The sequence below is a fragment of the Lentzea sp. NPDC055074 genome (assembly GCF_053608005.1).
On the sequence record NZ_JBSGUQ010000014.1, the window covers coordinates 182,859 to 195,152 of the forward strand.

Annotated in this window: 10 protein-coding genes; 6 read left to right on the plus strand and 4 right to left on the minus strand. The window is 69.4% G+C overall.

The annotated features are described in order from the left end of the window. The first annotated feature begins 9 nt into the window (after window positions 1-9). The 4 genes from ACWF7A_RS29030 to ACWF7A_RS29045 all read left to right on the plus strand — a co-directional run bounded on the left by ACWF7A_RS29030 (window position 10) and on the right by ACWF7A_RS29045 (window position 3,389). A complete protein-coding gene (locus ACWF7A_RS29030; RefSeq protein ID WP_452253651.1) occupies window positions 10-1,413 on the plus strand; it encodes an NAD(P)H-quinone dehydrogenase in 1,404 nt (467 codons plus the stop codon). A 44-nt stretch (window positions 1,414-1,457) separates the two neighbouring features. Next, complete coding sequence (locus tag ACWF7A_RS29035; protein WP_452253652.1) at window positions 1,458-2,036, plus strand: class F sortase; 579 nt, start codon at window positions 1,458-1,460, stop codon at window positions 2,034-2,036. A 17-nt stretch (window positions 2,037-2,053) separates the two neighbouring features. After that, window positions 2,054-2,779 carry a hypothetical protein gene (locus ACWF7A_RS29040; RefSeq protein WP_452253653.1) on the plus strand — a complete coding sequence of 242 codons (726 nt, stop codon included), beginning with the start codon at window positions 2,054-2,056 and terminating at the stop codon, window positions 2,777-2,779. A gap of 70 nt (window positions 2,780-2,849) precedes the next feature. Beyond that, window positions 2,850-3,389, plus strand: coding sequence for a sortase domain-containing protein (locus ACWF7A_RS29045; RefSeq protein WP_452253654.1), 540 nt, complete (start codon window positions 2,850-2,852; stop codon window positions 3,387-3,389). Between the two features lie 685 nt (window positions 3,390-4,074). Here the strand turns inward: ACWF7A_RS29045 and glpK are convergent. Then, a complete protein-coding gene (gene glpK, locus ACWF7A_RS29050) occupies window positions 4,075-5,583 on the minus strand; it encodes a glycerol kinase GlpK (protein ID WP_452253655.1) in 1,509 nt (502 codons plus the stop codon). 14 nt (window positions 5,584-5,597) lie between these two features. Beyond that, complete coding sequence (locus ACWF7A_RS29055; RefSeq protein WP_452253656.1) at window positions 5,598-6,341, minus strand: MIP/aquaporin family protein; 744 nt, start codon at window positions 6,339-6,341, stop codon at window positions 5,598-5,600. Window positions 6,342-6,624: 283 nt separating this feature from the next. On the opposite strand from ACWF7A_RS29055, the gene ACWF7A_RS29060 reads away from it, so the two are divergent. Both ACWF7A_RS29060 and ACWF7A_RS29065 read left to right on the plus strand, forming a co-directional pair. Continuing rightward, complete coding sequence (locus ACWF7A_RS29060; protein ID WP_452253727.1) at window positions 6,625-8,334, plus strand: glycerol-3-phosphate dehydrogenase/oxidase; 1,710 nt, start codon at window positions 6,625-6,627, stop codon at window positions 8,332-8,334. A gap of 19 nt (window positions 8,335-8,353) precedes the next feature. After that, the gene (locus ACWF7A_RS29065; RefSeq protein ID WP_452253657.1) at window positions 8,354-9,763 is read left to right on the plus strand and encodes an alkaline phosphatase D family protein; all 1,410 of its coding nucleotides are present in this window, start codon (window positions 8,354-8,356) and stop codon (window positions 9,761-9,763) included. Here the strand turns inward: ACWF7A_RS29065 and ACWF7A_RS29070 are convergent. Continuing rightward, window positions 9,760-11,037, minus strand: a complete 1,278-nt coding sequence (locus tag ACWF7A_RS29070; RefSeq protein ID WP_452253658.1) for a M20 family metallopeptidase — start codon at window positions 11,035-11,037, stop codon at window positions 9,760-9,762. The genes ACWF7A_RS29065 and ACWF7A_RS29070 overlap by 4 nt on opposite strands. Next, window positions 11,034-12,206, minus strand: a complete 1,173-nt coding sequence (locus ACWF7A_RS29075) for a M20 family metallopeptidase (protein ID WP_452253659.1) — start codon at window positions 12,204-12,206, stop codon at window positions 11,034-11,036. Before ACWF7A_RS29075 ends, ACWF7A_RS29070 begins: the two co-directional genes overlap by 4 nt. Window positions 12,207-12,294 lie beyond the last annotated feature (88 nt).

Below are 12,294 nucleotides of genomic sequence, written 5' to 3' on the forward strand. Positions count from 1 at the left end.
GAACTGATCGTGACCCGCATCGTCATCATCGGCGGCGGACCCGCAGGTTACGAAGCAGCCCTGGTCGCGGCGCAGCACGGCGCCGACGTGACCGTGGTCGAGAACGACGGGGCAGGTGGCGCGTGCGTGTTGTACGACTGCGTCCCGTCCAAGACGTTCATCGCTTCGGCGGGGGCCCGCAGTGCCTTCCGCAACGCCGGTGAGCTGGGCATTCAGACTCACAACGAGCTCGCGACGGTCGACCTCCCGGTCGTACACGGTCGGGTGAAGGGGCTGGCGCTCGCGCAGTCCGCGGACGTCCGGGCGCGCCTGCAGCGCGAGGGCGTGCGGCTGATCAACGGCCGCGCGAAGTTCGTCGACGACTCGCGCGGGCTCGCCCAGCACCAGGTCGTCGCGCACGCCGCGGACGGGTCCGAAGAGGTCCTCAACGCCGATGTGGTGCTCATCGCAACCGGTGCGACCCCGCGCGTGTTGCAGGGCGCGGAGCCCGACGGCAAGCGGATCCTCACCTGGCGGCAGATCTACGACCTGCCCGAGCTGCCCGAACACCTCGCGGTGATCGGTTCCGGCGTCACCGGTGTCGAGTTCGCCAGCGCCTACACCGAGATGGGCGTGAAGGTGACGATGGTCTCCAGCCGGGACCGAGTCCTGCCCCACGAGGACGCCGACGCGGCCGTGGTGCTCGAGGACGTGTTCGCCGAGCGCGGCACCGCCGTCGTCAAGCACGCCCGCGCGGACAAGGTCGAGAACACCGGCGACGGTGTGCTGATCCACCTGGAAGACGGTCGCACGATCGAGGCGTCGCACGCCCTGATGACCGTAGGCTCGGTGCCGAACACGGCCGACATCGGACTCGACAAGATCGGTATCGAGCTCGGGCGTGGCGGGTACATCCCCGTCGACCGGGTCAGCCGGACGAACGTCAGCGGCGTCTACGCGGCGGGTGACTGCACCGGCGTGCTGCTGCTCGCGTCCGTCGCCGCCATGCAGGGCCGCATCGCGATGTGGCACGCGCTGGGCGAGGGCGTCAGCCCGATCAAGCTCAAGACCGTCGCCGCGAACGTCTTCACCAACCCGGAGATCGCGAGCGTCGGCATCAGCCAGCAGGCGATCGACTCGGGTGAGGTGCCCGCGCGCACGATCATGCTGCCGCTCGCCACGAACCCCCGCTCCAAGATGGAGGGGCTGCGCCGCGGCTTCGTGAAGCTGTTCTGCCGCCCGGCGACCGGTGTCGTCATCGGCGGCGTGGTCGTCGCCCCCAACGCGAGCGAGCTCATCCTGCCGATCGCGCTGGCCGTGCAGAACCAGCTCACCGTCGAGCACCTCGCGACGACGTTCTCGGTGTACCCGTCGCTCTCGGGCTCCATCACCGAGGCCGGCCGCCAGCTCATGCGGCACGACGATCTCGATTAGGCAACGCACGGCAACCGTGCCCCGGACACCGACGTGTCCGGGGCATGCGTTCGTTCTGGGGGATGTTCGTAGCTCTGGCGCTGCTGACCGGCTGCGCCGCGCCCGCTGACGTCACGCTGCCGACCGCGCCCGCCCCGACCTCCACCTCACCGTCCGTTGTGGACAGAGGCATGCCGCCGTCGGAGCCGACGGAGGTGCGCATCCCGAAGATCGGCGCGAGGTCCTCGCTCGTCCCGCTCGGGCTCAACCCGGACGAGACGGTCGAGGTGCCGCCGGTCGAGCAGCCGATGCAGGCGGGCTGGTACGCGCTCGCGCGCACACCCGGCGAAGCAGGGCCGGCCGTGGTCCTCGGCCACGTCGACGGCAACAGGCAGCCGGGAATCTTCTTCCGCCTCAAGGAACTCACGGCGGGCGACGAGGTCGAGGTGGCCAGGAAGGACGGCACCACGGCCCGGTTCCGCGTGCGCGCGACCGAGCAGATCGCCAAGGACAGCTTCCCCACCGAGGCCGTCTACGGCGAGACGACCGAACCCGAACTGCGGCTGATCACCTGCGGGGGCGGGTACGACCAGGCCGCCCGCAGCTACCGGGACAACATCATCGTCTACGCGACGCTGATCTGAGGGAGGGGAACCGCACCATGACAAGCAGGAGAGCCCTGGCCACCACCGCGGCCGCACTGATGGCGACCACGACCTTCGCACCGCTCGCGACCGCACAGCAGAAGGAACCGTCGTTCGTGATGGAAGGGACCGTGGCGAACGGCCGGCACATCACCGCGACGGTCGGCCCGTGCGAGACGTACTCCGACGTCACGTCACCCGGTCTCCAGGAGCCGATCGCGCTCAGCCCGAACGCGGCCGACCCGGCCATGAAGGGCGGGCTCGGCTGGGTGACGAGCAAGGAGGGCACCTACACGGCGACCGTCCTGTGCGACGGGAAGACGCTGACGGCCCGGTTCACCGTGCTCCCGCTGGTGATCAACTGGTACCTGCTCCCGGCCGAGGTCGAGCCGGGCGGCACCATCACCGCGGGCGGCGACATGCACACCGGCTGCAGCGCGTCGGGACCGCTCACCTCGCCCGGCTTCACCGAACCGCTGAGGTTCACCCGCGGCGGCAACTTCGGCCGCTTCAGCGGTGACACCACCGCGGTCAGCACCCCCGGTACCTACGAGGTCGTGTTCCAGTGCGCGAACCGCCCGGAGAACAGCGTGAAGACGTTCCGGGTCCTCGGCACGCCACCGACCACGCCGTCCACCACGCCGTCGACCACTCGTCCGGCCACGCCGCCGAAACCGGGACCGAAACCGGTCGTCAAGCCGAAGGGCGCGCCGCAGACGGGCGGCGGTGGCACTGCGCCGTAACGATGATCACGGTTCGAAACTGTTCTGATTGGACGCGCAACGAACCCACGAGATGTGCGTCAATGGGTTCGTGGGGACTCGTGTCTTGATCGCGGTGCTGTGCGTGGCGCTCGCCACCACCGCCTGTTCGCAGGGACCGGCACCGAAACCGTCGGCGGCGACGAGCGACAGCGCTCCGCCGCCGGTGGTGTCACCGCTCGGCAAGTCCGACCCGATGGAGCTGAGGATCGAGCGGATCGGCGTGCGCTCGTCCCTGGTGGCGCTGGGCCTCGACCATCTGGGCGCCGTCCAGATGCCACCGGCCAACGAGGGCATGCAGGCCGGCTGGTATCAGACGCAACCGCAGCAGTGGATCATCGTCGGCCGCATCGAGAGCAACAAGGCCAGAGGCGTCTTCTTCCGCCTCAACGACCTGACCGAGGGCGACCTGCTGGAAGTGTCTAAGAAGGACGGTTCGGTTGCCCGCTTCACGGTGTCGCGCACCGAGAGGATCATCCGCGACGACTTCTTCGCGGAGGCCGTCGCACGCGACGAGAACGAGCAGGGCCTGCGACTGATCACCTGCGGCACCCGCGACAACGTGATCGTGCACGCAACCCCCGCCCCCTGAACACTCCCCCGCACCCAGCACGCAACCGAGGGCTCCCCATCCAAGCCCAAGTCAGAAGGCAAGACCGGGGCTTCGCAGCCCGAGCCCGAGACCGAAGGCGAGACCGGGCTTTCACCCCCAGCTCAAGGCCGAGGCCGAAGGCGAGCCCGGGTTTCGCATCCCCAGCCCAAGGCCAAAGGCAAGACCAGGGCTTCGCCCCCCAGCCCGAGGCCGAACGAAAGAGCGGGGTTCGCCCCCCAACCCGAAGCCGAGACCGAAGGCGAGCCCGGGTTCACATCCCGAGCCCGATGCCGAAGGCGAGCCCGGGTTCCGCATCCCGAGCCCGAGACCGAAGGCGAGACCGGGCTTTCACCCCCAGCTCAAGGCCGAGGCCGAAGGCGAGCCCGGGTTCCGCATCCCCAGCCCAAGTCCGAAAGCAAGACCAGGGCTCCGTACCCCAGCCTGAGGCCGAGGCCGAACGAAAGAGCGGGGTTCGCCCCCCAACCCGAAGCCGAGACCGAAGGCGAGCCCGGGTTCGCATCCCGAGCCCGATGCCGAAGGCGAGACCAGGTTTTCGCGAGTTCGCGCTGGTCGTCCGTTCGCCTCTTCGTCTCGATTCGACGAAGTCCAATCGGGGCGAAGCGGCGGACGGACGACCAGCTCCCCGGCGAACTCGCGCGGAGTCTGCGGAGCAGCGACCAAAAGATCAGTCCTCCACCCAGTCGAAAGTCTTCGACACCGCCTTCTTCCAGTTCGCGTACTCCGACGCGCGGCGGGAGTCGTCCATCTGCGGCTCCCACTGCTTGTCCTGCGCCCAGTTCTCGCGGATGTCGTCCTCGGTCTTCCAGAACCCGACCGCGAGCCCGGCCGCGTAGGCGGCACCCAGTGCGGTGGTCTCCGCGACCACCGGCCGGATGACCGGCACGCCGAGGATGTCCGCCTGGAACTGCATCAGCAGCTCGTTCACGACCATGCCGCCGTCGACCTTCAGCGCGGTCAGGTCGACGCCCGAGTCGGCGTTCATCGCGTCGAGCACCTCGCGGGTCTGGAAGGCCGTCGCCTCCAGCACGGCCCGCGCGAGGTGGCCCTTGTTGACGAACCGGGTGAGGCCCACGATCGCGCCGCGGGCGTCGGAACGCCAGTACGGGGCGAAGAGGCCGGAGAACGCGGGCACGAAGTACGCGCCGCCGTTGTCCTCCACGGAACGCGCGTGCTCCTCGATCTCGGCCGCGGAGCCGATCATGCCGAGGTTGTCGCGCAGCCACTGAACCAGCGACCCGGTGACGGCGATCGAGCCTTCCAGGGCGTAGACCTGGGGTGCCTCACCGATCTTGTAGCAGACGGTGGTGAGCAGGCCGTTCTCGCTCATCACCTTCTCGGTGCCGGTGTTGAGCAGCATGAAGTTGCCGGTGCCGTAGGTGTTCTTGGCCTCGCCGGGCGAAAGGCAGGCCTGGCCGAACGTGGCGGCCTGCTGGTCGCCGAGGATGCCGGCGATCGGCACCCCGGCCAGCGCGCCGCGTTCGCGCACCTGGCCGTAGACCTCCGACGAGGAACGGATCTCCGGCAGCATCGACATGGGAATCCCCATGTCCGAAGCGATCGAGGAGTCCCACTGCAGCGTGTCGAGGTCCATGAGCATGGTGCGCGAGGCGTTCGTCGGGTCGGTGACGTGCACGCCGCCGTCCACCCCGCCGGTCATGTTCCACAGCACCCACGTGTCCATGTTGCCGAACAGCAGGTCGCCGGCCTCGGCCCTCTCCCGCGCGCCCTCGACGTTGTCGAGGATCCAGCGGACCTTCGGGCCGGAGAAGTAGGTCGCGAGCGGCAGGCCGACCTTGGCGCGGTACCGCTCCTGGCCACCGCCCAGCGCGCCGAGCTCCTGGACGATCTTGTCGGTGCGCGTGTCCTGCCACACGATGGCGTTGTAGACGGGTTCGCCGGTGTTCTTGTCCCACACCAACGCCGTCTCGCGCTGGTTGGTGATGCCGACCGCGGCGATGTCCGAAGTGGACAGATCGGCCTTCGCCAGAGCCCCGGCGGCGACCTGGCGGGTGTTCTGCCAGATCTCCTTCGGGTCGTGCTCGACCCACCCGGCCTTCGGGAAGATCTGCTCGTGCTCCTTCTGGTCGACCGAGACCACCCGCCCGGAGTGGTCGAAGATCATGCACCGGGTCGACGTGGTGCCCTGGTCGATCGCGGCCACGTACTGCGTCATGGGGGGAAGTCCTTTCAGACCGGGAGAACCAGGAAGAGCAACGCGGCGAGCGCGCCACCCACGAGCGGGCCGACGACGGGGACCCACGAGTAGCCCCAGTTGGCGTTGCCCTTGTTGCGGATCGGCATCATGAAGGCGTAGGCGATGCGCGGTCCGAGGTCACGTGCCGGGTTGATGGCGTATCCGGTCGGGCCACCGAGCGACGTGCCGATCACCAGCACGACGAACGCGACACCCGCGTACCCGAGCGCCGAGTTGCCGAACTGCGGCACCCCGTCGACCGTCTCCTTCGCCCCCGGCGACAGGAGGATCCACGCGACCAGCACGAACGTGCCGATGATCTCGGAGACGAGGTTCCACGGCGCGTTCGGCACGGTCGGGCCGGTGGAGAAGATGCCGAGCGTGTTCTGCGGTTCGTCGTGCGTGTCGAACTGCAGTTTGTAGGTCGCCCAGCAGAGCATCGCGCCGAGGATCGCGCCGACCATCTGTCCGAGGAAGTAGAAGGGAACGTCGCCCCACGGGGTCTTGTCCGCGATGGCGAGTCCGAGGGTGACGGCGGGGTTGAGGTGCGCCCCACTGGGGTTGGCGATGCTCGCGCCGGCGAAGACCGCGAAGGCCCAGCCGACGTTGACGAACAGGAAGCCCGTGCTGTTTCCGAGGGTGTTCTTGAGCACCTGGTTCGCGACGACACCGGTGCCCAGGAGGATGAGGACCGCGGTCCCCAGCGTCTCCCAGACGAAGATCGAGCCTGCGCTCATCGTCGACCTCCACTCGTTTGCGGCCGGACAGGACGCGCAAACCTGAGGTCAGGGCCGCGCTGCCCGCCTTCTACGTGCTCGGACGCTATTACCGCGCTGATCGGTTGTCCACGCGAGCACCTGTGGTCAGGCCATATCGGGGCCATTGGGTTCTGGGCAGCGCGCCCGTGGGCGGGAGGCGGTCGCTGAAGGTAGCGTGAGACGAAGTCGTCGCAGGGAGGCATCTGTCGTGGCCACGCGCAAGAACGCAGCTGCACCACCGCGAACCCATGCCGAACCTCCGATCACCGGCAGGCTCGGTCCCGCCGAGCGCGAGGAGTCGTGGCACCGGCTGGGCGCGGAGACGTTCGACGTCGTCGTGGTCGGCGGTGGTGTGGTCGGCGTCGGTGCGGCGCTCGACGCGGCCACCCGAGGCCTGAGGGTCGCCCTCGTGGAGGCCCGTGACCTGGCGTCCGGCACGTCGAGCCGCTCCTCCAAGCTCTTCCACGGCGGGCTGCGCTACCTGGAGCAGCTCGAGTTCGGTCTGGTCCGCGAGGCACTGCGCGAACGGGAGCTGATGCTCACGCGCATCGCCCCGCACCTGGTGAAGCCCGTCGCGCTGCTCTACCCGCTGAGCAACAGGGTCTGGGAGCGCCCGTACACGGCGGCCGGCCTGTTCCTCTACGACACGATGGGCGGCGCCCGGTCCGTGCCGGGGCAGAAGCACCTCACCCGAGCGGGTGCGCAACGGCTCGTGCCCGCGTTGAAGCGCGACGCGTTGATCGGCGGCATCCGCTACTACGACGCGCAGGCCGACGACGCGCGGCACACGATGATGGTCGGCCGCACCGCCGCCCACTACGGCGCCGTCGTGCGCACGTCGACGCAGGTGATCGGGTTCCTGCGCGAGGCGGACCGGGTGTCCGGTGTGCGGGTGCGCGACGTCGAGGACGGGCGCGAGGTCGACGTCCGGGCGCACGCGGTGATCAACGCGACCGGTGTCTGGACGGACGAGCTGCAGCGGCTTTCGGGCTCGCGCGGGCGGTTCCGGGTGCGGGCGTCGAAGGGCGTGCACATCGTCGTTCCGCGTGACCGGATCGTCGCCGAGGCCGGGATGATCCTGCGCACCGAGAAGTCCGTGCTGTTCGTGATCCCGTGGCGCAACCACTGGATCGTCGGCACCACCGACACGGACTGGAACCTCGACCTGGCGCACCCCGCGGCCACCAAGAACGACATCGACTACATCCTCGAGCACGTGAACTCGGTGCTCGCGACGCCGTTGACGCACGACGACATCGAGGGCGTCTACGCGGGCCTGAGGCCGTTGCTCGCGGGCGAGTCGGACTCGACGTCGAAGCTCTCCCGCGAACACGCGGTGGCACGCGTGGCGCCCGGCCTGGTCGCGATCGCGGGCGGCAAGTACACGACGTACCGGGTGATGGGCGCGGACGCCGTGGACGCGGCGCACGTCGACCTGCCCGGCCGGATCCAGCCGTCGATCACGGACAAGGTGCCGCTGGTCGGCGCCGACGGCTACCACGCGCTGGTCAACCAGGCCGATCAACTGGCGGCCAAGCACGGCCTGCACCCGTACCGCGTCCGGCACCTGCTGGACCGCTACGGCTCGCTGGTGCACGAGGTGCTGTCGCTGGCCGCGGACAACCCCGAGCTGCTCAAGCCCATCCCGGCGTCACCGGACTACCTGCAGGTCGAGGCGGTGTACGCGGTCTCGCACGAGGGCGCGATGCACCTGGAGGACGTGCTGACCCGGCGCACCCGCATCTCCATCGAGTACGCCCACCGCGGCGTCGACTCGTCGGAGGCGGTGGCGAGGCTCGTCGCGCCGATCCTCGGGTGGGACGAGGACGCGATCAAACGCGAGGTCGAGGTCTACAACGCGCGCGTCGAGGCCGAGCGCACGTCCCAGACCAAGCCGGACGACCAGGCGGCGGACGCGGTCAGGGCCGCGGCGCCGGAGGCACGTCCGCAGTTGACGGAGCCCGTGAGCTGACCTTCGGCATGCTGGAGGCATGACTGGGGTCGGTAGAAGGACTTTTCTGCTGGGTGCGGCCGTGGGCGGTGCGGTGTCGACCGGTACCGCCCACGCCGCTTCCGCGCTGTTCGAGCACGGTGTCGCGTCCGGCGACCCGGTGCCCGACGGCGTGCTGCTGTGGACGCGCGTGGTGACACCGGCGGCGGTCCGCTGGGAGGTCGCCGCGGACCAGCGTTTCCTCCACGTCGTGAAGCGCGGCGTCACGCGCACCTCGGCGGCGCGCGACCACACGGTGAAGGTCGAGGTCCACGGCCTGCGCCCGAACACCCGCTACTGGTACCGCTTCCGCGTCGGCAACGTCGTGTCGCCGGTCGGCCGCACGAAGACCGCCGGCTGCGGGTCCGAGCTGAACTTCGGTGTCGTGTCCTGCGCGAACTGGTCGGCCGGGCACTTCGCGGGCTACGGCTTCCTAGCCCGGCAGGACCTCGACGCCGTGATCCACCTCGGTGACTACATCTACGAGGGGTACTCGACCGAGGTCCGCGTGCCCGATCCGCCGCACAAGTGCGTGACGCTGGAGGACTACCGGCGCCGGCACGCGCACTACAAGACGGATCGGCACGTGCAGGCGGTCCACGCGGCTCATCCCTTCATCGCGACCTGGGACGACCACGAGAGCGCCGACAACTCGTCCAGCATCGGCTCACCGGTGCACGATCCCGCCACCGACGGCCCGTGGGGCACGCGCCTGGCCGCCGCGACGCAGGCCTACTACGAGTGGATGCCGGTCCGCGAGGGCAGGCTCGACCGGACGTTCCACTTCGGCGACCTGGCCTCGCTGACCATGCTCGACCTGCGCTCCTACCGCACCGACACGACGATCCTCGGTGCCGCGCAACGCGACTGGCTGATCGGCACCCTCACCACGGACGGCGCGCGCTGGCAGCTCGTCGGCAACTCGGTGATGATCAGCCCGTTCAAGATCCCTGCTCTGCCGGGCCTGCCGCCGTCGAACCCCGACCAGTGGGACGGCTTCCCCGCCGACCGCGAACGGGTGCTGAAGGCGTTGGGCGACCGGAGGAACACGGTGTTCCTGACCGGTGACATCCACAGCTCGTGGGCCTGCGAGGTGCCGCTGGACGGCGCCTCGGTCGCCGCCGAGTACGTCGTCACGTCGCTGACGTCGGACAACTTCGACGAGCTGCTGAACATGCCGCCGCGCACCGGGTCGCTGCAGCTGGAGGCGCAGATCATGGCGCTGAACCCGCACGCCAGGTTCGTCGAACTGGACTCGCACGGCGTCTCGACGCTGCGCGTGACGGCCGACGAGGTGCGGATGGACTGGCACTACGTGGCGGACAAACGTGACCCGGACAGCACTGTGGCGCGTGCGCATTCGTTCCGCACGCGCCACAACACCGCTCTGACCGAGAGGGTTCCGCTCTAAGCCAGAGCAGCCAACGCCGTGTGCACCATGACCCGAACCCCGACGAGGAGCGCGCGCTCGTCGAGATCGAATGTCGGCTGGTGCAGATCGCGCTGCTTCTCCTGACCATTCCACACGCCGAGGCGGGCGAACGAACCAGGCACGTGCTCCAGGTACCAGCCGAAGTCCTCACCACCGGAGGACTGCTCGGTACCTGCGAGTGCGTCGTCACCCAGTGCGGCCTCGATGCCGGCACGCAGGATCTGGGTGGACTCGCGCTCGTTGACCACCGGCGGCACGCCGCGGCGGTGGTGCAGGTCGAAACCGACGCCCGTGGGCGCCAGCAGGCCGGTCACCAGGTCCTTGACCAACGGCTCCAGCTCGGCCCAGATGTCCCGGTCGCCGGTGCGCAGCGTGCCGCGCACCAGGCCGTCCTGCGGGACCGCGTTGGGCGCCTCACCCGCGTGCACCGCGCCCCACACCAGGACGGTGCCGGAGCGGGGGTCGACGCGGCGCGACAGCATCGTCGGCAGGCCGGTGATGAGCGTGCCGAGCGCGTGCACCAGGTCCGCGGTGAGGTGCGGGCGCGAGGTGTGCCCGCCCGGCGAGGACAGCCGCACCTCCAGCAGGTCGGAGGCCGACGTGATGGCGCCGATGCGCGTGCCGATGCGGCCGACCTGCAGACGCGGGTCGCAGTGCAGGCCGAAGATCCGCTCCACGCCGTCGAGACCACCCGCGGCGAGCACGTCGAGCGCCCCGCCCGGCATGACCTCCTCCGCCGGCTGGAACACCAGCCGGACGCGGCCGGGCAGCTCCGTCGCCGAGGCGAGCGCCAGCGCGGTGCCGAGCAGGACCGTGGTGTGGGCGTCGTGACCGCACGCGTGCGACACACCGTCCACAGTGGACCCGAACGGCAGGCCGGTGTTCTCGTGCAGCGGCAGGGCGTCCATGTCCGCGCGGAGGGCCACGCAGCGGGGGCCGTGGCCGATGTCGCAGATCAGGCCCGTGCCGCCGGGGAGGATGCGCGGCTTGAGGCCGACCTCGCGCAGCAGCTTCGCCACGAGCTCGGTGGTGTTGTACTCGCGCCGGGAGAGCTCCGGGTTGGCATGGATGTGGCGCCGCCAGGCGACGACGTCGGAGGCGTTCGCCTTCAGCCAGTCGTCGAGCCAGGCCGGGCCACGGCCTTCTCCGAGATCATCCACAGGAGACATGCTCACCCCGGTGGGGTCCACAAGCATCTCAGGGGACGTCTTCACAGTTGAGGAGCCCGAGGGCCGGGAGTCCAGAACCGTCATGCCGCACCTCCGCGGGCCAGCAGCCGTGCGCGCTGCTGGGAATCGGTGGCTGTCGCGATCGTCGTCCAGGCCATGGCAAGTGCTCCGTCGAGGAGCGCACGGTCGGCCGACGCCGAGGCACAGGCGGTCGCGAACTCTAGTTGGTGGTTCACCGCGTCTCCGCAGTCGATGGCGATGGTCGGGTGGATGGCGGGCAACACTCTGGTGACGTTGCCCATGTCGGTGCTCCCGATCTTCTCCCGCTGTTCCTGTTCCTGCGAGAGCGGTCGTCTTCCCAGCTCGGTGGCCGCACGCCGGTAGGCGTCGGCGAGCCACGGGTCGGGAGTCAACTCGGCGTAGATCGGCGAGACCTGCACCACCTCATGGGTGCAGCCGGTCGCGAGCGCACCGGCTGAGAAGCAGTCCCGAATTCGGTTCTCCAGGCGCTGCAACGATTCCAGGTTCTCCGCCCTCACATCGAACATCGCCGATGCGCGGGCGGGTATTACGTTCGGCACGGTGCCGCCGTTGGTGACGATGCCGCTCACCATCTGGCCGGGCTCGAAGTGCTGCCGCAGCAGGCTGATCGACATCTGCGCGATCGTGACCGCGTCCGCGGCGTTGACGCCCAGGTGGGGCGCGGCGGCCGCGTGCGACGGCTTGCCCTTGTAGTGCACCTCGAGGTCGGTGATGGCGAGCGATTTGGCGGCACACGACTCGTACGGGGCCGGGTGCACCATCATCGAGAGCGAGACGTCGTCGAACACGCCTCGTTCCAGCATGAGCACCTTGCCGCCGCCGACCTCCTCGGCCGGCGTCCCGATCACCTTCACGGTGACACCCAGCTGGTCGGCGACATCACGCAGAGCGAGTGCCGTACCGACGGAGGCCGCCGCGATGACGTTGTGCCCGCACGCGTGTCCGACTTCGGGCAGAGCGTCGTATTCGGCACAAAGGCCCAGAACGAGCTCGCCGTCGCCGAACGTCGCGACGAACGCGGTGTCGAGGTCAGCCACACCGCGGTCGACCTCGAAACCCTCCTCGACCAGCAAAGAGGTGATCTTCTCGACGCTGCGGTGCTCCTCGAAGGCCAGTTCGGGCTCGGCGTGGATCGAGTGCGACAGGTCCAGCAGCGCGTCCGAGTACCGCTCGACGGTCGAGCGTGTGCTGATCTTCAAGTCGGTACCCATTTGCCACCATCCTGCATCACCACTTGACGGACACGGCGCACTGATGATGATCAACCGGACGGCCGGTCGCAGCGCTGCGCCGAGCGGC

Excerpts from the sequence above, each read along its gene's own strand:
- ACWF7A_RS29035 (WP_452253652.1), top strand. The coding sequence starts at position 1,458 with ATGCGTTCGTTCTGGGGGATGTTCGTAGCTCTGGCGCTGCTGACCGGC.
- ACWF7A_RS29040 (WP_452253653.1), top strand. The coding sequence starts at position 2,054 with ATGACAAGCAGGAGAGCCCTGGCCACCACCGCGGCCGCACTGATGGCG.
- glpK (WP_452253655.1), bottom strand. The coding sequence starts at position 5,583 with ATGACGCAGTACGTGGCCGCGATCGACCAGGGCACCACGTCGACCCGG.
- ACWF7A_RS29055 (WP_452253656.1), bottom strand. The coding sequence starts at position 6,341 with ATGAGCGCAGGCTCGATCTTCGTCTGGGAGACGCTGGGGACCGCGGTC.
- ACWF7A_RS29065 (WP_452253657.1), top strand. The coding sequence starts at position 8,354 with ATGACTGGGGTCGGTAGAAGGACTTTTCTGCTGGGTGCGGCCGTGGGC.
- ACWF7A_RS29070 (WP_452253658.1), bottom strand. The coding sequence starts at position 11,037 with ATGACGGTTCTGGACTCCCGGCCCTCGGGCTCCTCAACTGTGAAGACG.
- ACWF7A_RS29075 (WP_452253659.1), bottom strand. The coding sequence starts at position 12,206 with ATGGGTACCGACTTGAAGATCAGCACACGCTCGACCGTCGAGCGGTAC.